Origin of the sequence: Catenuloplanes nepalensis (assembly GCF_030811575.1) — a bacterium.
Lineage (GTDB): Bacteria > Actinomycetota > Actinomycetes > Mycobacteriales > Micromonosporaceae > Catenuloplanes > Catenuloplanes nepalensis.
Map to the genome: position 1 here is coordinate 2,357,718 of NZ_JAUSRA010000001.1, position 19,613 is coordinate 2,377,330.

At 71.8% G+C, this 19,613-nt stretch carries 24 protein-coding genes; 10 read left to right on the forward strand and 14 right to left on the reverse strand.

What is annotated here, in order from left to right; genetic code table 11:
* Positions 1 to 12: 12 nt before the first annotated feature.
* The 5 genes from J2S43_RS09750 to J2S43_RS09770 all read right to left on the reverse strand — a co-directional run bounded on the left by J2S43_RS09750 (position 13) and on the right by J2S43_RS09770 (position 4,688).
* The gene (locus J2S43_RS09750) at positions 13 to 744 is read right to left on the reverse strand and encodes an HNH endonuclease (RefSeq protein ID WP_306828497.1); all 732 of its coding nucleotides are present in this window, start codon (positions 742 to 744) and stop codon (positions 13 to 15) included.
* On the reverse strand, positions 741 to 2,075 hold the full coding sequence (locus J2S43_RS09755; protein WP_306828498.1) for an AAA family ATPase: 1,335 nt from the start codon (positions 2,073 to 2,075) through the stop codon (positions 741 to 743). The genes J2S43_RS09750 and J2S43_RS09755 overlap by 4 nt, the downstream gene beginning before the upstream one ends.
* A gap of 89 nt (positions 2,076 to 2,164) precedes the next feature.
* Positions 2,165 to 2,929 carry an NAD-dependent epimerase/dehydratase family protein gene (locus J2S43_RS09760; RefSeq protein ID WP_306828499.1) on the reverse strand — a complete coding sequence of 255 codons (765 nt, stop codon included), beginning with the start codon at positions 2,927 to 2,929 and terminating at the stop codon, positions 2,165 to 2,167.
* Positions 2,930 to 2,969: 40 nt separating this feature from the next.
* The gene (rox, locus tag J2S43_RS09765; protein ID WP_306828500.1) at positions 2,970 to 4,391 is read right to left on the reverse strand and encodes a rifampin monooxygenase; all 1,422 of its coding nucleotides are present in this window, start codon (positions 4,389 to 4,391) and stop codon (positions 2,970 to 2,972) included.
* A gap of 102 nt (positions 4,392 to 4,493) precedes the next feature.
* A complete protein-coding gene (locus tag J2S43_RS09770; RefSeq protein WP_306828501.1) occupies positions 4,494 to 4,688 on the reverse strand; it encodes an MmyB family transcriptional regulator in 195 nt (64 codons plus the stop codon).
* On the opposite strand from J2S43_RS09770, the gene J2S43_RS09775 reads away from it, so the two are divergent.
* Positions 4,677 to 4,820: an aldo/keto reductase gene (locus J2S43_RS09775; protein WP_306828503.1), complete on the forward strand. Its 144-nt coding sequence runs from the start codon at positions 4,677 to 4,679 to the stop codon at positions 4,818 to 4,820. The two genes, J2S43_RS09770 and J2S43_RS09775, sit on opposite strands and share 12 nt — an antisense overlap.
* Positions 4,821 to 4,963: 143 nt before the next feature.
* On the opposite strand, the gene J2S43_RS09780 is transcribed toward J2S43_RS09775, so the two are convergent.
* The 3 genes from J2S43_RS09780 to J2S43_RS09790 form a co-directional block, all read right to left on the reverse strand.
* A complete protein-coding gene (locus tag J2S43_RS09780; RefSeq protein ID WP_306828504.1) occupies positions 4,964 to 6,247 on the reverse strand; it encodes an NAD(P)/FAD-dependent oxidoreductase in 1,284 nt (427 codons plus the stop codon).
* 323 nt (positions 6,248 to 6,570) lie between these two features.
* Entirely contained in the window at positions 6,571 to 6,807 is a 237-nt protein-coding gene (locus tag J2S43_RS09785; RefSeq protein ID WP_306828505.1) for a DUF6289 family protein, read from the reverse strand.
* A gap of 160 nt (positions 6,808 to 6,967) precedes the next feature.
* Positions 6,968 to 7,708: an SDR family oxidoreductase gene (locus J2S43_RS09790; protein WP_306828507.1), complete on the reverse strand. Its 741-nt coding sequence runs from the start codon at positions 7,706 to 7,708 to the stop codon at positions 6,968 to 6,970.
* A gap of 352 nt (positions 7,709 to 8,060) precedes the next feature.
* Between J2S43_RS09790 and sigJ the strand changes: the two genes are divergently transcribed.
* Positions 8,061 to 8,918 (forward strand): RNA polymerase sigma factor SigJ, encoded by an 858-nt coding sequence (gene sigJ, locus J2S43_RS09795; protein ID WP_306828508.1) that lies wholly within the window; start codon positions 8,061 to 8,063, stop codon positions 8,916 to 8,918.
* Here sigJ and J2S43_RS09800 read toward each other — a convergent pair.
* Positions 8,851 to 9,381: a CPBP family intramembrane glutamic endopeptidase gene (locus J2S43_RS09800; RefSeq protein WP_306828509.1), complete on the reverse strand. Its 531-nt coding sequence runs from the start codon at positions 9,379 to 9,381 to the stop codon at positions 8,851 to 8,853. The genes sigJ and J2S43_RS09800 overlap by 68 nt on opposite strands.
* A gap of 65 nt (positions 9,382 to 9,446) precedes the next feature.
* Here J2S43_RS09800 and J2S43_RS09805 point away from each other — a divergent pair, with 65 nt between their 5' ends.
* Positions 9,447 to 10,817 (forward strand): FAD-binding oxidoreductase, encoded by a 1,371-nt coding sequence (locus J2S43_RS09805; protein WP_306828510.1) that lies wholly within the window; start codon positions 9,447 to 9,449, stop codon positions 10,815 to 10,817.
* Positions 10,818 to 10,965: 148 nt separating this feature from the next.
* Positions 10,966 to 12,120: a proprotein convertase P-domain-containing protein gene (locus J2S43_RS09810; RefSeq protein ID WP_306828511.1), complete on the forward strand. Its 1,155-nt coding sequence runs from the start codon at positions 10,966 to 10,968 to the stop codon at positions 12,118 to 12,120.
* A 48-nt stretch (positions 12,121 to 12,168) separates the two neighbouring features.
* On the opposite strand, the gene J2S43_RS09815 is transcribed toward J2S43_RS09810, so the two are convergent.
* Together J2S43_RS09815 and J2S43_RS09820 are read right to left on the reverse strand one after the other, a co-directional pair.
* Positions 12,169 to 12,390: a hypothetical protein gene (locus J2S43_RS09815; protein ID WP_306828512.1), complete on the reverse strand. Its 222-nt coding sequence runs from the start codon at positions 12,388 to 12,390 to the stop codon at positions 12,169 to 12,171.
* A 162-nt stretch (positions 12,391 to 12,552) separates the two neighbouring features.
* Positions 12,553 to 12,855 carry an EAL domain-containing protein gene (locus tag J2S43_RS09820; protein ID WP_306828513.1) on the reverse strand — a complete coding sequence of 101 codons (303 nt, stop codon included), beginning with the start codon at positions 12,853 to 12,855 and terminating at the stop codon, positions 12,553 to 12,555.
* Between the two features lie 91 nt (positions 12,856 to 12,946).
* On the opposite strand from J2S43_RS09820, the gene J2S43_RS09825 reads away from it, so the two are divergent.
* Together J2S43_RS09825 and J2S43_RS09830 are read left to right on the forward strand one after the other, a co-directional pair.
* A complete protein-coding gene (locus tag J2S43_RS09825) occupies positions 12,947 to 13,693 on the forward strand; it encodes a M15 family metallopeptidase (protein ID WP_306828515.1) in 747 nt (248 codons plus the stop codon).
* A gap of 64 nt (positions 13,694 to 13,757) precedes the next feature.
* On the forward strand, positions 13,758 to 14,537 hold the full coding sequence (locus J2S43_RS09830) for a M15 family metallopeptidase (RefSeq protein WP_306828516.1): 780 nt from the start codon (positions 13,758 to 13,760) through the stop codon (positions 14,535 to 14,537).
* Here the strand turns inward: J2S43_RS09830 and J2S43_RS09835 are convergent.
* From J2S43_RS09835 to J2S43_RS09845, 3 genes are all read right to left on the reverse strand, one after another.
* On the reverse strand, positions 14,526 to 14,768 hold the full coding sequence (locus J2S43_RS09835) for a hypothetical protein (protein WP_306828517.1): 243 nt from the start codon (positions 14,766 to 14,768) through the stop codon (positions 14,526 to 14,528). The two genes, J2S43_RS09830 and J2S43_RS09835, sit on opposite strands and share 12 nt — an antisense overlap.
* Before the next feature lie 11 nt (positions 14,769 to 14,779).
* Positions 14,780 to 15,082: a hypothetical protein gene (locus tag J2S43_RS09840; protein ID WP_306828518.1), complete on the reverse strand. Its 303-nt coding sequence runs from the start codon at positions 15,080 to 15,082 to the stop codon at positions 14,780 to 14,782.
* A gap of 287 nt (positions 15,083 to 15,369) precedes the next feature.
* Entirely contained in the window at positions 15,370 to 15,735 is a 366-nt protein-coding gene (locus J2S43_RS09845; RefSeq protein ID WP_306828519.1) for a hypothetical protein, read from the reverse strand.
* Between the two features lie 109 nt (positions 15,736 to 15,844).
* Between J2S43_RS09845 and J2S43_RS09850 the strand changes: the two genes are divergently transcribed.
* From J2S43_RS09850 to J2S43_RS09865, 4 genes are all read left to right on the forward strand, one after another.
* A complete protein-coding gene (locus tag J2S43_RS09850; RefSeq protein ID WP_306828520.1) occupies positions 15,845 to 16,387 on the forward strand; it encodes an RNA polymerase sigma factor in 543 nt (180 codons plus the stop codon).
* Positions 16,384 to 17,196, forward strand: a complete 813-nt coding sequence (locus J2S43_RS09855) for a zf-HC2 domain-containing protein (protein ID WP_306828521.1) — start codon at positions 16,384 to 16,386, stop codon at positions 17,194 to 17,196. The genes J2S43_RS09850 and J2S43_RS09855 overlap by 4 nt, the downstream gene beginning before the upstream one ends.
* A 285-nt stretch (positions 17,197 to 17,481) precedes the next feature.
* Positions 17,482 to 18,249 (forward strand): ATP-binding cassette domain-containing protein, encoded by a 768-nt coding sequence (locus J2S43_RS09860; RefSeq protein ID WP_306828522.1) that lies wholly within the window; start codon positions 17,482 to 17,484, stop codon positions 18,247 to 18,249.
* Entirely contained in the window at positions 18,246 to 19,592 is a 1,347-nt protein-coding gene (locus J2S43_RS09865; protein WP_306828523.1) for a hypothetical protein, read from the forward strand. The genes J2S43_RS09860 and J2S43_RS09865 overlap by 4 nt, the downstream gene beginning before the upstream one ends.
* Positions 19,593 to 19,613 lie beyond the last annotated feature (21 nt).

A 19,613-nucleotide genomic window follows, 5' to 3' on the forward strand; every position in this document is an offset into this window, starting at 1 on the left:
CGGTCCGGCGAGCTACAGGCGGCAGTCCGGGAAGACCGACCGCAGCGCGGAAAGGTTCCGCGACGCGTAACCCGCCAGCTCAGGCGCGACCGCCTTGTGCACGAGACGCCCGGCGGCCGCGTCGTGCGCGAAGTGGTGGAACGCGTCCACGACCGGCAGGAAGCGCAGATCCTCCAGGTCGTCGGCGTCGACCGCCGGCTTGTCCCGTGCCGCCTGGGCGAACACCCGGACCACACCGCGCCACGACCGGTACCGCGCCTCGACCAGTTCGCTGCGGGCATTGAGTCCCAGAACGTCGATCGTCTCCCGGCCCCGCGGCGTGAGATCGAGGAAGAGCCCGGTGCTGGCGAGGGTCATATGATCGGCGGAGTCGTCCACGCTCGGATCCAGCAGCAGCGGATGCCCCGCCGAATCGGTCGGGAACCGTTCCTTCTTCGCCTGCTGGTTGCAGTATCCGCAGGCGAGGATGTGGTTGTTCCATTCGAAGGTCCGCACCGGATCCCGGACGATCGGTACGAAGTGATCGACGTCCGTGCCGCGACTCTCGTAGCAGTACATGCAGAACGACGGTCGTGCGCACATCCCCAGCAGCTGCCCCTTGAGCTGCTGGCGTGTCGTCTTCGCGCTGTTCCAGCTCGCACGGGCCGTCCTGGGCGGGTGTGCGCTGGCCACGATCGTCGCGGTCCTGGCAGCGAGTTGCGCCGAGATTGATGCGGGCAGCGGCCGGCGGGCGATCGGGATCAAACGTCGTCTCCCAGGACGTCCCGCACTCGGCTACCGGGTGACGGCGAGATGGCCTCGGACAGCTCGGCGAGCGCGGTGATGTCCTCCGGGCCGGCCTCGCCGCGAATGGCGAGCCTTTCCAGCCGGGTGAGCGTCGCACGCAGCCGGTCCACGCGCTCGGAGTACGGCGAGTCCAGCCCGAAGAGCTCGGTCAGCACGGCGTCGTCGCCACTTCCGTTCACGACTCGCCGGAAAAGGTCCTCGCCGGCGAAACGCGGCGGGAAGTCGTCCTCCGGACCGGGCAACTGAATGAGGCCGCCCGGCGACGCACTCTGGCAGATGTACGGACTGTGGCTGGTGACGATGAACTGAATGTTCGGAAAATGCTCCACCAGCCACGGACCGATGCGCTTCTGCCACGACACGTGCAGGTGGACGTCGATCTCGTCAATGAGAACGACTCCGGAGGTGAGAGCGGCCGGCCCGTCGGGTGACCATTCGATGCCGCCGTCGTAGCATTCGTGGATCTGGCGGACGATGTCGGTCGCCAACGCGGTGATCGTGCGATAGCCGTCGCTCATCTCGTCGATCCGGACCGGGGTACCGGATGCGCGGGTGACCCACAAGCCGTCGGGATCCACTCGGTCGACCGAGTGCCCGTCGGGGAACAGGCCGTCGTTGAGGAGATCGATGACGTGCCGTTCCAGTTCGGCGTGGTCGGCGCGCCCGGCCCTGGCGCGATAGTTGACCTGCTGGAGCCATTGCACGCTCTCGGCGAGCGAGGCCTCCTCACGGAACAGCGTCGCGAACCGGGCCGCGGTCCAGTCACCGGCCATGATGCGGGCGACCTCCCCACTCGTGCCGGCCAACCGCCGGAACGGACCGTAGCCGGCGGCGAACCAGCCGGTCGGCTTCGGGGACCACAGGGCCGTCTCGGCCATTCTGCCCCCACGCCCGCGTCGCTTGTCATGCTGGGGACGCGCTCGTGCGCCCTCGGTCCGCTCCCATTTCAACGCGGCGGAGAAGGAATCCAGGGTGCGGCCGCTCCCGAGGAAATACTCCCGGCCGTCTCGCACGATGTCGGCGTTCACCGTTGCCACCGATTGTCCGTGACTGACCCAGTCGCGGTCCCCTTCGGTCAGGCTGTTCGCCACTTCCGGGCCGGCCAGCGCGGTCGCGGCCGCCCGAAGCAGTGTCGTCTTTCCGGATCCGTTGCGGCCGGCGATGACGCAGAAACCGCGGTATCTGCCGGGAATGTCGTCGTCGTAGGTCTGCCGTTCGAATCGGAGGTCGACGGCTCGGGGACCGTTGAAGCCGCGCACTCCCCGAATGCGCAGACGATGCAGGTACACCGACAGCCCTCCACCGTTTCTCCGACATTTCGCCGACGGCAGTGTACTGCCGTCGGCGTGGGCCGGAATCGTGACGCGACGGCGAGGCGCTATGGCGTGCCCAGGGGTTTGGTGGGCATGGGGCCGCCGACCAGGGAGTCGGTGGGGGAGGTGAGGTCGGGCTCGCCGACGCGGCGGGACCAGGGTTCGGCGTCGTCGCGGGGGTAGTAGCCGATGGAGAGGCCGCCGGTGGTGGACCACCAGCGGCGGGTGTTGGCGGAGACGCCCCAGATCAGGCGCCAGCCGGTGGCGGTGAGCGCGGCCTCGAACAGGAGGGCGGCGTCGTCGGGGGAGAGCCAGGTGGAGAGGTCGCGCGGCGCGGCGGGGTGCTCGCAGCAGGTGCCGATGCGCAGGCAGATGACGTGCAGGCCGTGGCGGTCGTGGTAGAGGCGGCCGAGTTGTTCCATCGCCGCCTTGCTCCAGCCGTAGTACGAGTCGGGCCGGGCCGGCACGTCGTCGGCCAGGCCGGTGGGGCCGGCGTCGGCGCGGGAGTGGAGGCCGGCCGCGTGGTTGCTGGAGGCGAGCACGACGCGGGGGACGCCGGTGCGCACGGCGGCGGACAGGACCCGTTCGGTGCCGCGGACGTTGACCGCGAGCACGTCCTCGAACGGGCCCTCGCCGGCGATGCCGCCCAGGTGCAGGATCGCGTCCGCGCCGGTGCAGGCCTTCTCGACCGCGGCCGCGTCGGTCACGTCGAGCGCGTCGACGCCGTCGCCGGCCCGGACGTCGGTCAGCCGCAGGTCGTGGTGGGCCAGCCGGGGCCGGAGCATCTGCCCGATCGCCCCGGCCGCGCCGGTCATCAGAATCGTCGCCATACCGACGGGATGCCCCGTCGACAAGCCCCGAACCACCGGATCACCCGTCAACCGGCGCGCCGAACCACCGGGCGAGCGCATCGTTCAGTCCTGGCTGGTCGTCGCCGGTCCAGGCCACGTGCCCGTCCGGCCGGAGCAGCACCGCGGGCACGTCCAGCTCCGCGGCGGGATCCGGCACGTGGCCGACCCGGTCGGTGAAGCGCGCCACGGAGAGCGACCCGGTCCGGTCGAGCAGCAGCCCACGGCCGTCGCGCATCAGCTCGTAGAGCCGCCCCTGACCGACCCGCACGTCCCGCAGGTGCCGGCCGGCGAGCGGGCCGCCTGCGCCGAGGTCGTACCGTACCCCGATCGCGGTGATCTTCTCGATCAGGAAGCGGTTGACCTCCTCGAAGTCCATCAGCTCGGTCACCAGCCGGCGCACCGCGAGCGCGTCCGGCGTCAGCGACATGAGCGTCATCTGTGCCCGCGTGTTGTCGAGCACGTCCGCCGCGACCGGCCGCCGCTCGGCTTCGTAGGTGTCGAGCAGCCCGTCCGGCGCCCGTCCGCGGATCGTCGCCGCGAGTTTCCAGCCGAGGTTGTGCGCGTCCTGCAGCCCGAGGTTGAGCCCCTGCCCACCGGTCGGCGGATGGATGTGCGCGGCGTCGCCGGCCAGCAGCACCCGCCCGGTCCGGTACCGTTCGGCGAGCCGCGTCGCGTCCCCGAAGCGGGAGAGCCAGCGCGGCGAGTGCGCGCCGAAGTCCGTACCCGCGACGGCTTTCAGTTGATTCTTGAAGTCCTGGAACGCCGGCGGCGAAGAGGAAACCCCCTCCGCGGGTACGCCCACCCGGTACCCGCCACCGGCCAGCGGCATGATCCCGAACCGCAGCTGGGTCCGGCGCACCTCCTCGTTCGCGGCCGCGATCGTCTCCGGCGACGCGGTGAGCTCCATCTCGCCGAGGAGCGTGTCCACCCGGCTCGGCTCGCCCGGGAAGCCCACGCCGAGCAGCTTGCGCACGGTGCTGCGCCCACCGTCGCAGGCGGCCGCGAACCGGGCCCGCAGCCGCTCACCGCTCGCCAGCTCCACCTCGACGCCGTCCGGGTCCTGCGTCAGCCCGCGCACCTCGGCCCCGCGCCGGATCTCCGCGCCGAGTTCCGCCGCCCACGACGTCAGCAGCCGGTCGGTGATCGGCTGCGGAATGCCCAGGACGTACGCGTGCGCGCTGTCCAGCCGCTCCGGTGCCGGCTTGCGGATGCCGGCGAAGAACCCGCCGAGCGGATGCCGCGTGCCGTGCTCCAGGAACCGGTCGAGGATCCCGCGCTGATCCAGGATCTCGATGCTGCGCGCGTGCAGCCCGAGCGACCGGACGACCGGCGACGGTTCCGCGTCCCGTTCCAGCACCACCACGTGCACGCCCTGTAGCCGCAGCTCCGCCGCCAGCATCATGCCGGTCGGCCCGCCCCCGGCCACGATTACGTCGATCACGACAAACCCCCAGTTCAAGCCCATGAACACCGCGATTCTGGGGTACGACCGGGGGCTTGCCGCAAGACCGGGGGTGCGATATACGTTGAGAGTGGCCGGAGGTTACGAAGCCACGAACGACGTCGTGCCGATCGCCCTCAGCAGGTCGAGTTTGCCGCGCGCGTCCGTGCCCGGCCGGGGCGTGCAGACCACCACGTGCGGGTTCGAGCCGCCGATCGCGAGCACGTTGGACCGCACCGCGATCTCGCCGACGTCCGGGTGGTCCACGATCTTCGACGCGGCCTGGTGTTCCGCCACCGCGCCCACGGACGCGGCCACCTCAACATCCTGGTCATCCCGGGTACGTCGTCGGTCGCCCACCTCCGGGAGAACCTCGCCGCCGCGGACCTCGAGCTGCCGCCCGAGGCGATCGCCCGGCTCGACGCCTGACCGGAGGCGGCCCGGCGAATCCGGCCGGGCCGCTCCACAGCGGACACCAACGATCCATGATCGAGCCGTCGTTCACCTTGTTCCGACGACGTCAATGACGCCTGGATCACCAGCAGGCCGCTGGTGATCCAGGTGCCGGAAGGTCAGTTGGGCATCCGGCTGGCCGGGATCGACCACTCGGAGCGGTTGCGGCCGAGGAAGCTGATCACCCAGCGGAACATCGCCGTGGTGCGGTTGCGGGCGCCGGCCAGGTAGAAGACGTGCACGCCGAGCCAGAGCAGCCAGCCGACCGGGCCGCCGAGGTTGAGCGGGCCGATGCCGGCGACCGCGTTCCAGCGGGACACCACGGCCATGTTGCCCTTGTCGAAGTAGGAGAACGGCTTGCCCTCGGGCTTGCCGGCGAGGCGCCGCGCGACGGCCCGCCCGGCGTACGTGCCGCCCTGCATCGCCACCTGCGCCACGCCCGGCAGCCGGTTCAGCGTGCCGGACTCGCCGACCACGAAGATCTCCGGGTGGCCGGGCAGCGTCAGGTCCGGCGCGACCAGGATGCGGCCGCCGCGGTCGGTCTCCGCGCCGGTGGCCTCCGCGAGCCGGCGGCCGAGCGTGGTGCCGGCCACGCCGGCGGCCCAGATCTTGGTGGCCGCGTCGATGCGCTCCGCGCCGTCCACGGTCTCGATCTTCACGCCGTCCGCGTCCACGTCGACGACCTTGGTGCCGAGCCGCACTTCGACGCCGATCTTCCGCAGCCGCTTCGCCGCCTTGGCCGACAGCGGCTCCCGGAACGTGGGGAGCACCCGGTCGACCGCGTCCAGCAGCACGATCCGGGCCGAGGCCGGGTCGATGTTGCGGTACCGGCCGCGCAGCGTGCGGGTGGCTATCTCGGAGATCGAGCCGGCCAGCTCGACGCCGGTCGGGCCGCCGCCGACGATCACGAACGTGAGCAGCCGGGCGCGCTCCTCCGGGTCGGTGGCCACCTCTGCGGCCTCGAACGCGCCGAAGATGCGGCCGCGCAGGTCGAGCGCGTCGTCGAGCGTCTTCATGCCGGGCGCGTGCTCGGCGAAGCCGTCGTTGCCGAAGTACGACTGGGTGGCGCCGGCCGCGACGATCAGCGAGTCGTATTCGACCGTGTACGCACCGCCGGGCCCGGTCGCGGTGACGGTCTTCGCCTCCGGGTCGACGTCGGTGACCCAGCCGAGCCGGACCTCGGTGTTCTTCTGCTTGCCGAGCAGCTCGCGGACCGGTGTGGCGACCTCGCCGGGAGAGAGGACACCGGTCGCGACCTGGTAGATCAGCGGCTCGAACACGTGGTGGTTGGTGCCGTTGATCACAGTGACCCGCACCGGGGCCTTACGCAGCGCCCGTGCCGCGTAGATCCCGCCGAAACCGGCGCCGACGATGACGACCCTGTGTCCTGCGTTCTGTGTCATTCTCCACGCTCCCGTTCCATCCTGATCAACGGACAGTCGTGGGCGTGGAGTCCCGTTTCCGGCGGTGTCCATGGTCACCGGAAGATCTTGGCTGGAGGCGTCACGAACTGGACCTCTGTACCGTCACACGGGTTACGCACAGCCCGTTGTCACGGATATGCAGGCTCGGACACTAGCTGATCAAGGACTCGGCTCCGGAGGCGGGCTCATGTTTGAGCGACGCTGCCATGGTCCGGCGCACGTCATCGTCGGCGCCCGGTGGCCCATCCCGACCGGGATGAGCCCACGGCCCAGAGCGAACAATCTCGGTTTTCAACAAGGGGTCAGCAGGGCGTCTCGGAGAAGTCGAACGTGCCGGTGCGCCGCCCCCACGAGATCGACGTGCCGTCGCAGAGCGTGTTGACGCCGCCGACCAGCTCGGTGCGCGTCGAGTCGGAGTAGTAGTCCCAGTAGCAGATGTGGTCGATCTTGCAGAACCGGGCCTGCGCGGGAGTGCCCGGCACGGCGAGGAACGCGGTCGCGGCGAGGACGGCGGCGATCGCGACACGGCGGAGCAGCATGGGGGTGGCCTTTCCGGTGGGCGGTGATGGGATGCCAGGCAGCATCACGCCACAGTGGACGGCCGACAACCGGGCGCGGTCCCTTCTCGCCCCATGCGAGTAACTACGCGAATACGCTGAGTCAGGGCGGGAGGAGGTATATCCCGCCCTGACCTTCGGGTCAGCGGCGGGCTGCCCAGGTCGCGTAGTCGACCGCGCCGAGCCGCGCCGTGCCCGCCGCCGGGATCAGGCCGTCGTCCGGCAGCGCCGCGCCGAAGTAGCCGACGGCCGGGTCCGCCACCACCGTGCGCGGGTCGCCCTCCAGCGCGCGCGCCACGATCTCCGGGAACTCGAACACCTCCGGGCCGGCCACCTGCATCGTCCCGTCCGCGGCCGGGCTCGTCGCGACCTCCGCGACCACGGCCGCCACGTCGTCCGCCGCGACCGGCTGGAACTTCGCCGTCGGGATGCGCACCTCGGAGCCGACCGTGGAGTTCTGCGCGATCCCCGCGATGAACTCGAAGAACTGCGTGGCCCGCACGATCGTGTACGGCACGCCGGACTCCTTGATCAACTCCTCCTGCGCGACCTTCGCCCGCAGGTAGCCGGAGCCGGGCAGCCGGTCCGCGCCGACGATCGACACGGCCACGTGGTGGCGCACGCCCGCCTTCCGCGCGGCGGCCAGCAGGTTCCCGGTCGACGTGGTGAAGAAATGCAGCACCTCCTCCTCACCCCAGGCCGGCGCGTTCGTCACGTCCACCACCACCTCCGCGCCGGCCAGCGCGGTGTCCAGGCCCTGGCCGGTGATGCTGTCCACGCCGCTGCTCGGCGACGCCGCGACCGCCTCGTGCCCCTCGGCCGCCAGCCGCGCCACGACCTTCGAGCCGATCAGTCCGGTGCCGCCGATCACTACGATCTTCATGGTCTCTTCCCTCCGGTGATTCGCTTCACCCACAAGGACCGGGCGGGTTCGGGTTTTGTGACAGGGGCGGGTGGCCGGGTGAACCGGGGGCGCCCATTTTCGTTGTATACGTCAACGAAAACTGGAGGCGCGGTGAACGACGAGAACGAACACGTGCGGGTCCTGGTGCACCTGACCGAATATCGCGAGCGGCGCCGCCGTGGCCTTCCTCCGGTATCGGTGCTCCCCGCCGTACCCCCGTGTCAGGCCGTTGGTCCTTGCCGGATGCGGCTGCTCTGCCGCAGCTGGAACCAGTGCCTGCTGGGCAGCCACGTCCTGTCGCCCCGGAGCGCCTGAGCTTTATGATCGTCTGATGCCGCCGGACCCGTTGACCGCGTTTCTCGGCACGCGCGACCGCCTGTTCGGCATCGGCTATCGCATGCTCGGCAGCGTGGCGGAGGCGGAGGACCTGGTCCAGGAGACCTGGATGCGCTGGCAGCGGACCGACCATCGGACGGTGCGGGATCCGGCCGCCTACCTGGTCACCACGATCACCCGCCTCGCGATCAACGAGGCCACCTCGGCCCGCGCGCGCCGCGAGACCTACCCCGGCCCGTGGCTGCCGGAGCCGGTCGCGACCGGCCCGGACCCCGCGCTCGGCGCCGAACGCGCGGAGGCCCTCGAACTCGCCGTGCTGGTGCTGCTGGAGCGGCTCGGCGCCCGGGAACGCGCGGCCTACGTGCTCCGCGAGGCGTTCGACTACCCGTACCGCCGGATCGCCGAGATCCTCGAGGTGTCCGAGCCGAACGCCCGCCAGCTCGTCACGCGCGCCCGCGCCCACCTGGCCGAGCACCGCCGTGCGCCCGCCGACGCGGCCACCCACCGTCGGCTGCTGGACGCGTTCCTGGCCGCGGCGCGCGACGGCGACGTGGGCCGCCTGGAGGCCGTGCTCACCGCGGACGCGGTCTACAGCGCGGACGGCGGCGGCGTGGTCAGTGCCACGCTCCGCCCGGTCAGCAGGCGGATCCCGGACTTCGTGGCGGGCATCGCCGGCAAGCTCAACGCGGTCGCCGGCGTCACCTGGTCGGTCGTCACCGCGAACGGCGGCCCGGCGCTGCTGGTCACCGCACCGTCCGGGCCGCTCGTGCTGATGACGGTCGAGGTCACGGACGACCGGATCCATCGGATTCACGCGGTGCGGAACCCTTCGAAGCTGCGGGCATTCGCGTGACCACCCACACCGCCGCGGCCAGCCCCACGGCCAGCAGCACACCGCCGACCACCGCGAGGTACGCGCCGTACGTCTCCGGCCGCGGCGTCACCCACAGCCCGGCCACCCACCAGCTCACGTGGAAACCGCCGTGCACCGCCACCGCCGGCCAGACCGACCCGGTCCGCAGCCGGAACGCGGTCGCCAGCAGCGCGAACCCGATCGGCAGCAGCAGGAACAGCACCTTCTCGGCGAGCGACCGCGCGCCGGACATGGACAGCAGGTGCGGCACGCCGAAGACCAGCACGGACAGCGCGGTCACGCCCCACAGCGGCAGCCGGCCGAGCGCGGTCTGCACCAGATAGCCGCGGAACAGGACCTCCTCCGGGAGCGCCGGGGCGCGAGTGTCGAGGGTTCCGGCGTGCGACGCGATGACCGCGACGTCTACGCGCCACCTATCGCACGTCCATGATTCGGCGATCACCCCGGGGTCTCATCGGACACGGGCCCGGCACGCCGCCGGGAAACCGTGACGAGGAGACGACGACGATGAGCACCGACACCCTGGCCGCACAGGTCACCGGCCCGGTCCTGACCCCGGGCGACGCCGGGTACGAGGAGGAGACCGCGACCTGGAACATCGCGATGACCGGCCGCCCGGCGGTGGCGGTCGGCGCCACCTCCGTCGCGGACGTGCAGGCCGCGGTCCGCTACGCCGCGGCGCAGAACCTGCCGGTCGCGGTCACCGCGACCGGCCACGGCCAGGCCCGGCCGGCCGACGGCGCGCTGCTGATCAACCTGCGCCGGATGAACGAGATCGCGATCGACGCGGCCGCCGGCACCGCCACGGTCGGCGCCGCCGTCGAAGTGCAGAACCTGGTCGACGCCGCCGCCGCGCACGGCCTGGCGCCGCTGGCCGGCTCGTCGCCGAACGTCGGCGTGGTCGGCTACACGCTCGGCGGCGGTCTGAGCTCCACGCTCGGCCGCACCTACGGCTGGGCCGCCGACCACGTGCGCGCCGCCGAGATCGTGACCGCGGACGGCGAGCTGCGCCACATCGACGCGGACACCGAGCCGGACCTGTTCTGGGCGATCCGCGGCGGCAAGGGCAACTTCGGCGTGGTCACGTCGCTGACCGTCGGCCTGGTGCCGGTCACCCGGATGTACGCGGGCGGCATCTTCTTCGACGGCGCGGACGCCCGCCCGGTGATCGACGCGTTCCGCCGCCTGGTCGCGGACGCGCCGGACGCGCTCACCTCGTCCGTGGCGCTCTTCCGCTTCCCGCCGCTGCCGTTCGTGCCGGAGCCGTTGCGCGGCAAGCTCACCGTGCACCTGCGCTTCACGTACCTGGGCTCCGCCGAGGAGGGCGCGGCGCTGCTCGCGGACGCGCGCGCGGCCGGCACGCCGCTCATCGACGCGGTGGGGGAGATGCCGTACACCGGTTTCGCCGCCATCCACGCCGACCCGGTCGACCCGATCCCCGCGTACGAGCAGGGCGCGCTGCTGCGCGACTTCCCCGCCGAGGCCGCGGACGCGCTGCTCGAGGCCGCCGGTCCGGGCGTGGAGACGCCGGTGCTGGCCTTCGAGATCCGGCAGCTGGGCGGTGCACTGTCCCGTGCGCCCGAGGTGCCGAACGCGGTCGGCCACCGCGATGCCAAGTTCTCGGTCTTCGCGGCCGCGGCCGGTGCGCCGGGCATGGAGAAGGAACTGCGCGAGCCGCTGTTCGGGCCGGTCCGGGCGCTGGCGCCGTGGGCAACCGGCGGGCGGCAGATCAACTTCTTCAGCGGGTACGAGACAGAGGCCGCCGACGTGGCCACCGGCTACGAGCCGGCGGCGTGGGAGCGGCTGCGCACGATCAAGACGGCGGTCGACCCGGGCAACCTGTTCCGGGTGAACCACAACATCCCGCCGCTGGGCTGAGCCGCCTCGGGAGGTTGTCGCCGCGGCGATAGCCTCCCGAAGAGTCCCCTTTCAGTATGAAGAATTCACATGTTTGGTGTTCTCACGGTCGGGGACGGCGGGCTAGAAATGCGGCGACCCCGTTCGTCACAGGCAAGGGAGCACAACCATGAGACGGCCCCTCCGCCACGCCGCAGCCGCTACCGGAAGACCCTTCCGCCGCGCCGCCGCGGTGACCGCCCCACGCCGGCTCCCCGCCGTCGTGCGTCTTCTGGCCGGGCTGGTGATCGCCGCCGCCGGCCTGTTCACGATCGTCGTCGCCTCGCCCGCGCAGGCCGCCGCCGTGTCCCAGCCGCTGCGCACGATGGTCGCCAACCTGCCGGTGGCCACCGAGGTCCGCACCGGCTACGACCGCGACCTGTTCAACCACTGGATCGACGCGGACGGCGACGGCTGCAACACCCGCTACGAGGTCCTCATCGCCGAGGCCACCACCGCACCCACGGTCGGCTCCGGCTGCTCGCTCAGCGGCGGCCGATGGAGCTCCTACTTCGACGGCGCCACCTGGACCGACCCGGCCGACCTGGACATCGACCACCTGGTCCCGCTCGCCGAGGCCTGGGACTCCGGCGCCCGCAACTGGACCTCGTCGCAGCGCCAGTCGTTCGCCAACGACCTCGGCGACGCCCGCGCGCTCGCCGCGGTCACCGACAACGTCAACCAGTCCAAGAGCGACCAGGACCCGGCCGAGTGGATGCCGTCCGTGACCGGCGTCCACTGCCGCTACGTCATCGAGTGGACCGCGGTGAAGACCCGCTGGGGCCTGACCGTCGACTCGGCCGAGAAGAGCAAGCTGACCTCGGTCGCGGCCGGCTGCACCAACAGCACGGTCACGGTCGACGTGGTGATCGGGGCGGGCCCGACCGCGACCGCCACCCGCACCGCCACCGCGTCGCCGACCGGCGGCTCCGGCACCTGCACCGGCACGAACGGCACCGACGTCACCATCCCGGACGCGGGCTCGCCGGTGACCAGCACCATCACCATCGCGGGCTGCTCCCGCTCGGCCGCCTCCAGCAGCTCCACGATCTACGTCAACGTGGTGCACCCGTTCCGCGGCGACGTCTCCGTCTACCTCTACGCGCCGGACAACTCCTACTACGTGCTCAAGGCCGCGTCCGAATCGGACGGTGCGGCGAACATCAACGCGACCTACACGGCGAACCTCTCCAGCGAGACCGCGAACGGGGCCTGGCGCCTCTCGGTCAAGGACAACGCCTCCGGCGACACCGGCTACCTCAGCACCTGGACCCTGACGGTCTGAGAACGTGCGGCCGTGGTGGGTGCGGTGCTGCCGCACCCACCACGGTGATCAGGGAGCGGTGACCGCCCGCAGATAGCGGTTGGCCGCGTCCCGCTGCCGCAGCTCGATGTGGATCGCGTACCAGCCGATGACGGGGAGCGCGACGACCAGGGCGGCGAGAGTGGACACAATCGACGGCGGGCCATCGACGATTCGCGGATACCAGACGACGGCCCACGCCACGGCGACGATCTGGAGGCGAAGCCAGTGCGGCCACGTCAGCGGATTCATGACGTGCTGGTGTCCATCCCGTCAGGCACCGAAACCCGCGCGCCGAAGAGCGTCCATCGAGGACGGAAGGGTTTTTCGGAACCACCCACCTGGCCGGTGCCCGCGGGAGCACTCGCAAAGTGCCCACGCCGGAAGCGGGAAGATCCGCTGTTTGAAAGGTTTTCAGCCTTTGATGGTCGTGGTGCCCATCATCTCGTTGAGGTCGGTGGCCGGGAGCGGGCGGGCGAATAGGTAGCCCTGGCCGTGCGTGCAGCCGAGCAGCTGGAGCTCGGTGGCCTGGGCCGGGGTCTCGATGCCCTCGGCGACGGTGCGGAGACCGAGGACCTGACTGAGGCGGATCACGGCCTCGGCGACGGCGGCGCCGGAGGGCGTGCTGTCGAGCTGCGAGACGAAGCTGCGGTCGATCTCGAGGACGTCGACCGGTAGGCGGGTCAGGTACTGCACGATCCAGGCGATCTGCGCCACTCGAGGTGAAATATACGTCTTTCGCCTTTTTGGTTCGTAATGTGCGTATTCGGATGACAGGTCGGTTGTGCGGCCCGATGATGGTGTGGTGATGTTGCACCTGAAAGCCCTGCTCGCGGCGCTTCCGCTAGTCGTGGCGCCGGCGCCGGCGCGGTTCGTCGACCTCGCGGCCGTGGATCCGACGATCCTGCACGACATCCGATATCACTCGTCGCACAACTTCGTCGGGCGGCCGGTCAGGGGATATCGGGAACCGCTGTGCATCGTGACCAAGGCGGCGGCGCGGGCGTTGAAGGCGGCGCAGGCGAGCCTGCGGCCGCGCGGGCTGTCGCTCAAGGTCTACGACTGTTACCGGCCGCGTCGGGCGGTGGCGGACTTCGCGGCGTGGGCGGCGGATCCGGCGGACCAGCGAATGAAGGCGGAGTTCTACCCGCGGACCGCCAAGGAGACCCTGTTCGACGCGGGCTATCTGGCGCGCCGGTCCGGGCACAGCCGCGGCAGCACCGTCGACGTGACGATCGTGCGGCTTCCGGCGGCGGTGCAGCCCGTCCATCGGCCGGGGCGGCCGCTCGGCGCATGCACTGGGGTGCATCGTTTCAAGGACAACAGCGTCGACATGGGTACGGGGTACGACTGCTTCGACACGCTCGCGCACACGCTCGACCCGCGGATCATGGGCGCGCCGCTGGCGAACCGGCTCCTGCTGCGGGACACCATGGCCGCGGCCGGGTTCAGCGGGTACTCGAAGGAGTGGTGGCACTTCACGCTGACGGGGGAGCCGTACCCGGACACGTTCTTCGATTTTCCGGTGGCGGCTTCTTCGCTTCGACGTAGCTGAATGTAATGCGGGTTCGGCATCATTGATGGTCGGCAATCAATGTCGTCGAACGGATGGTGTCCTCGTGAAGCATCGAGTCCTCGTCCTCGCCGCCGTCGTGGCCGCGCTGCTGGCCGGGCCGCCCGGCGTCGCGCACGCCCGGCCGCAGGCCCCGGCCGGCTTCGTCAATCTCGCCGATGTGGACCCGACGATCCTGCATGACATCCGCTACAAGGGCTTCCACAACTTCGTGGGACGGCCGATCAACGGGTACGTGGAGCCGCTGTGCCTGCTCACCCAGCCGGCCGCGGCGGCGCTCAAGCGGGTGCAGGCGCAGTTCATCCGGCGCGGGTACACCCTCAAGGTGTACGACTGCTACCGACCGCAGCGCGCGGTCGACCACTTCGCGGCGTGGGCCGAGGACCTGGACGACGAGCTGACGAAGCGCGAGTTCTACCCGGAGGTCGAGAAGGCCACGCTCTTCGACGACGGCTACATCGCGCACCGGTCCGGGCACAGCCGGGGCAGCACCGTGGACCTGACCGTCGTGCGGCTCCCGGCCCGGCCGCAGCCGCCGTACGTCCTGGGGCAGCCGCTGGCCCGGTGTTTCGCGCCGGTGTGGCAGCGCTTCCCGGACAACACCGTCGACATGGGCACCGGCTACGACTGCTTCGACCCGCGCGCGAACACGCTCGACCCGCGGATCACCGGCCGGGCGCTGGCGAACCGGTTGATGCTGCGCGACGCGATGGCCGCGGCCGGCTTCAACGACTACGACCTGGAGTGGTGGCACTTCACGCTGGCCGGTGAGCCGTACCCGGACACGTTCTTCGACTTCCCGGTCGCGCGCCGCTCACTGCTCTGACGGAGAGGGAGTCGGTGCCGGTGCCGGCGTGGCCCCGGCGCACCGGGGATCGCCCGGCACCACGTCGATGTGGCTGAACTCCAGCCCGCCCCACCCCGGCTCGTCGACCCACGCCTCGTACACCATGTTCGGCCCGTCGCACCGCACCCGGACCTCCGACCGGTCCGACGCGCACCCGGCCGCCGCGACCAGCACGACCGTCAGCGCCGCCGCGCTCCGCACGATCCTCATCGCCTGTGTCCTCACGGTCGCGGGGCCGGCGACTGCGTCGCCGTGGCCGGTGGAATCGTCTCGGTGGCCGGCGGCAGGGTCGCGTCGGGCGCGCCCGGGCACCGCGGATCGCCCGGCACCACCTCGACCTGCTCGAACTCGGTCTCCGGCTCCTCGGAGTCGCCCGGATCCCGGTCCCACACCTCGTACACCATGTTCGCCCCGTCGCAACGCTGCCGCACCTGCACTTCCTCAGGCAACGCCGCACAACCGGCCAGCCCGGCCACACAGGCCAGCAGGCCGGTCACCATCCGGACCCGACCGACGAACACCACGCACCTGAGCGTAGCCACCGCCGGCAACCCGGCGCGCCCGGAGCGGAAGCGACAGTCCACCGAAGGTGGACACGCGTCCTGACGTGGCAGCATCCGGGCGTGGATTGGGCTCCGAAGATGCCCGAGGCGCTCTCCGCGGTCCTCACGTCCTTCGGACCGAGGCCCTTCGCGCTCCTCGACGCGATCGTTCGAGCTTCCAGACGTCACGGACCTGCCAGAAGGTGCGCTCGAAGTCCGCGTAGTAGTCGCCGAGCTCCATCCGTTCGCCCACGGCGTCTCGCAAGGGCTCAGGCGTCGGGGATGTCCGGCTTCGCCGTGATCAGCATGCGTCGGGGAATGACGACGAGGCTCTCGTGGTCGTCGATCGTGACGCCGGCCGGTAGGCGGGTCGCGTAGGCCTTGCGCATGTCGGTCCCGATGACGGCGACGTCGCCGTTCTCCAGTTCCCAGATGTCCGGGCAGCTGGCGTTGCCGCCGGTGGCGCCGAGTTCGTGAGCGGATCTTCCGAGTCGTCGCCGAAATCCGGTGTCCGGATCCGCTGTCCACTGTTCCGGCATGTCGGCCTCCAGACGGTGGTTGATCGACGAGTTCGGATGTCCCGGGTCGTTGCGACTATATGGCGCGCCCCCGTTGCGGTCAACGAAGTCGCTCACTCGGCGTGACGAACCTGCGTATCCCAAGTCTGTGACCCAGGTCACTGCGTGAATGCAATCTCCGTCGTGTCGGGGCTTCGACCTACCGGGCGTGAACCACAGTGCGGGAGTGACCGAACTCGGCGAGGAGGCGTTGCTGCGCCGCGTCGGGCGTGGTGATCGCGCCGCGTTCGACGAGTTCTATCGGCGGACCGCGCCGTGGCTCGCGGTGCGTCTGCGCCGGCGTTGCCGCGACGACGAGCTGGTGGCCGAGGTGATGCAGGACTCGTACCTCGCGGCCTGGCGGGCCGCGGCGAGCTATGTGGGTGATCCGATGGGTGGGAGTGCGGCCGGCTGGCTGTGGACGATCGCGGCCCGGCGGCTCGTGGACGCGTTCCGCCGGGCGGCGCGGCACGACGAGGTGCCGCTGACCGGCGAACCGCCGCGGGCGACGATGCCGGCGGCCGAGGACGAGGTGCTGGACGGCATGCCGGACGCCGCGCTCGCGGCCGCACTCGGGCGGCTGGCGCCGGAGCTGCGCGTGGTGCTGCGCGCGATGGTGCTGGACGGACTGACCGCGCGCGAGACGTCCGCGCTGCTGGGAGTGCCGGAGGGCACGGTGAAGACCCGGGTGCGCCGGGCCCGGATCGAGCTGCGGAGGGCGCTGTCATGAGCGGGGAAATCGCGTGTGTCCCGGACGATCTGCTCGGCCGGTACGCCGCCGGGGCGGACCTGCCGGAGGAGACGCTCTGGGTGCTGGAGGCGCACCTTGAGCGCTGCGCGGACTGCCGGGCCCGGATGGCCGGCGCGATCGAGGCCGATCCGGTGCTGCCGGCGCTGGTCGAGTCCGTGCGCCTGGCGGTCGAGCCGCGGCTCGGGCCCGGCCACGGGCGGTTCTGGGGACTGCGGCACCGGGCCCGGCGAGCGCTGGCCCGGTGGGCGGTGCCGGCCGTGCTGCCGTGGCTGGCGATGACGGTCGCGGTGCCGCTGGCCGCGACGCTGCTGGAGGCGGCCGGTCCCGGTGGCATGCCGCCGCTGCTGTTGCTGATCGCGCCGCTGGTGCCGGTGCTCGGCGTCGCCGTCTCCTGGAACCGGTGGACCGATCCGGCGCACGCGCTGGTCGCGGTCACGCCGCAGGCCGGGCTGACGCTGGTGCTGCGCCGCACGCTGGTGGCGCTGCTGGTCACGCTGCCGCCGGTGGCGCTGGCCGGGCTGGCGGTCGGCGCGTCCCCGGCCCGGTGGTTGCTGCCCGGCCTCGCGTTCACGGCCGTGGTGCTGGCGGCGGGCGCGCTGGTCGGCGTGGCCCGCGCGGCGGTCGGCGTGACCGCGCTCTGGTCGCTGGCCGTGGTCGTCCCCACGCTGGCCGACGCGTGGGATCCGGTGGTCCTGGACGCGGCCGCCGCCCCGGGCTGGCTCGTCGTGCTGCTGGCCGCCACCGTCCTGCTGAACCGTTTCCGAGACGGCTACCGGCTCAGCCGATGAGACCGGGGCCGCTACCGGCTGGGCCGATGACCTCGGGCCGCCACCGGCTCAGCCGATAGCGCCGAACGACCACCGGCTCAGCCGACGGCACCGAACGGCCACCGGCTCGACTGAACCGCGCCGGATCACTACCGGCTCGGCCGACAGTGCCGGACCACCACCGGCCCGGCCTGCGCTACGGCAGTTGAAACGTGTGTAGCGCTCGTGAAACGTGCCAGAACTGCGAGAAGAAACGTGCCAGAACCGGAGCGGCTTCGGCCGCCGGACGTAACCGACAGGAGAAGGATGCGTGGGATAGAGGACGATCGGCCGGTCGCCTGGCCGATCCGGGCGGAAGGGCTGTCGGTCCGCGCCGGGCGACGGCTCGCGGTCGACGGCGTCGACCTGGACCTGGGCCCGGGCGTGCACGGCGTGCTCGGCCCGAACGGTGCCGGCAAGACCACACTGCTGCGCGCGCTGGCCACCGTGACCCCGCCGGCCGCGGGCACGCTCGAACTGATCGGTCAGCCGGTCCACGACGGCGGCGACCTGCGCGAGGTCCGCCGGCACCTCGGGTACCTCCCGCAGGCCTTCGGCTACTACAAGCGTTTCACCGTACGGGAGTTCGTCGAGTACCTGGCCTGGCTCAAGGAGCTGCCCGCTCACGAGATCCCGGCCGCGGCCCAGCGCGCGATCGACCAGAGCGGCCTGACCGGCCGCGCGGACGAGAAGCTCCGCACGCTCTCCGGCGGCATGATCCGCCGGGTCGGGCTGGCGCAGGCGCTGGTCGGCGACCCCGGGCTGCTGATCCTGGACGAGCCCACCTCCGGAGTCGACCCGGGCAACCGGCAGGAGATGCGCACGCTGCTGCGCGGCCTCGGCCGTACCGCGTGCGTGGTCATCGCCACCCATGTGATCGAGGACGTGGCCGTGGCCTGCACCGACCTGATCGTGCTGCGCGAGGGCCGGATCGCGTTCCGCGGCACGCCCGCGGAGCTGGCCGAGCACGCCCAGGACGGTGGCGACGACGTGACGAGCAGATACGAGCGAGGGTACGCGGAGGTGCTCCGATGACGATTCGACTGACACTGCTGGAACTGCGCCGCACCTGGCTGCCGTGGCTGGTCGCCGCGATGCTGTTCGCCTCCTGGACGATGACCTCGGACGGCATGGACCCGCGCTGGCCCGGCCTGGTCAACGCGACCGTGCTCGGCCACCGCGCCGCGCTGGCGCTGCTCTGGCCGCTCGCGCTGACCATCGGCGTGTGGATCGGCCGGCGGGACGGCGCGGCCGGCACCGCCGAGCTGGTCGACGTCACGCCCCGGCGGCCCCGGTCCCGGCTGGCGCTGCGCGCGGCCCTGCTCGGCACCGGGCTGGCCGCGGTCTACCTGGCCGCGCTCGCCGAGACGATCGGCCTGGCCGTGCTGGACGCGGACACCTACTGGCCGTCCGGCTGGCCGTGGTCGCTGCTGACCGGCGCGCTCGGCATCGCCGCCGCCGGGCTGCTCGGGCTCGCGCTCGGCCGCCGCCTCCCGTCACTGTGGACGGTGCCGCTGACGCTGGTGCTCTCCAGCGCGCTGATCTTCGCGCTGGAGATCGTGACCCGGGATCGGCGGGCCGGCGCGCTCGCGCTGCTCCCGTCGTACCTGCCGGACGACGGGACCGCCGGCGAGTTTCTACGTATCAGCGCCGCTACCGTCGCGGGTCAGACCATCTGGTTCGTGGCGCTCGGCGCGGCCGGTTTCCTGTTCTACGCGCTGCCGTCGCGGCACCGCCCGGCCGCGCTGCTGCCCGGCGCCGCGGTGCTGGCCGCCGGCCTGGCCGGTGCGCTGCTAGTGCTGCCGCCGGCCGCGCGGGCGACCACGGTGGACGCGGGCGCCACGGCTCTGGTCTGCGCGGAGGGCACGCCACGGGTCTGCGTCACCCGCGCCTATGAGAAGACGCTGCCGGAGCTGACCGGCCCGGCCCGGGAGGCGCTGGCCGCGCTGAGCCGCCTGCCGGACGCGCCGTCCGCGCTGATCCAGGACGAGCACGCCTTCGGCGTGAAAACGATTCAGGATCCCGCGACGGTACGGGTCCGCCTCACGGTCGACGGCACCGGCGCACTGGTCACCGGCGGTCCCACGCTGGTCGAGGACCTGCTCGACGGCGCCGGCACGCTCCGCTGCGAGGACTACACCACGCAGCGGGCCGACACCCGTCAGCGCGCCGCCCGCGCGGTCGCCGCGTTCTGGCTGCTCCACCGGACGGAGCCGCCGCCGTCCTACATGGACGACGAGCGGGTCGCGACCGCCCAGGCCTGGGACGCGCTGCACGCACTGCCCGAGGCGGAGCAGGTCACCCGGGTCGTCGCACTGCGTGAGGCCGGCCTGCAGTGCCGCGCCGACCTCTTCGAGATCCTGACCGGTGCCGCGTGACGGACGCGGGGTGACCCGCCG

What these genes read in the sequence shown, in the direction of transcription:
- J2S43_RS09760 (WP_306828499.1), bottom strand. Translation starts at nt 2,929, where the DNA reads ATGGCGACGATTCTGATGACCGGCGCGGCCGGGGCGATCGGGCAGATG.
- J2S43_RS09780 (WP_306828504.1), bottom strand. Translation starts at nt 6,247, where the DNA reads ATGACACAGAACGCAGGACACAGGGTCGTCATCGTCGGCGCCGGTTTC.
- J2S43_RS09785 (WP_306828505.1), bottom strand. Translation starts at nt 6,807, where the DNA reads ATGCTGCTCCGCCGTGTCGCGATCGCCGCCGTCCTCGCCGCGACCGCG.
- J2S43_RS09790 (WP_306828507.1), bottom strand. Translation starts at nt 7,708, where the DNA reads ATGAAGATCGTAGTGATCGGCGGCACCGGACTGATCGGCTCGAAGGTC.
- sigJ (WP_306828508.1), top strand. Translation starts at nt 8,061, where the DNA reads ATGCCGCCGGACCCGTTGACCGCGTTTCTCGGCACGCGCGACCGCCTG.
- J2S43_RS09805 (WP_306828510.1), top strand. Translation starts at nt 9,447, where the DNA reads ATGAGCACCGACACCCTGGCCGCACAGGTCACCGGCCCGGTCCTGACC.
- J2S43_RS09810 (WP_306828511.1), top strand. Translation starts at nt 10,966, where the DNA reads ATGAGACGGCCCCTCCGCCACGCCGCAGCCGCTACCGGAAGACCCTTC.
- J2S43_RS09815 (WP_306828512.1), bottom strand. Translation starts at nt 12,390, where the DNA reads ATGAATCCGCTGACGTGGCCGCACTGGCTTCGCCTCCAGATCGTCGCC.
- J2S43_RS09825 (WP_306828515.1), top strand. Translation starts at nt 12,947, where the DNA reads ATGTTGCACCTGAAAGCCCTGCTCGCGGCGCTTCCGCTAGTCGTGGCG.
- J2S43_RS09835 (WP_306828517.1), bottom strand. Translation starts at nt 14,768, where the DNA reads ATGAGGATCGTGCGGAGCGCGGCGGCGCTGACGGTCGTGCTGGTCGCG.
- J2S43_RS09855 (WP_306828521.1), top strand. Translation starts at nt 16,384, where the DNA reads ATGAGCGGGGAAATCGCGTGTGTCCCGGACGATCTGCTCGGCCGGTAC.
- J2S43_RS09860 (WP_306828522.1), top strand. Translation starts at nt 17,482, where the DNA reads ATGCGTGGGATAGAGGACGATCGGCCGGTCGCCTGGCCGATCCGGGCG.
- J2S43_RS09865 (WP_306828523.1), top strand. Translation starts at nt 18,246, where the DNA reads ATGACGATTCGACTGACACTGCTGGAACTGCGCCGCACCTGGCTGCCG.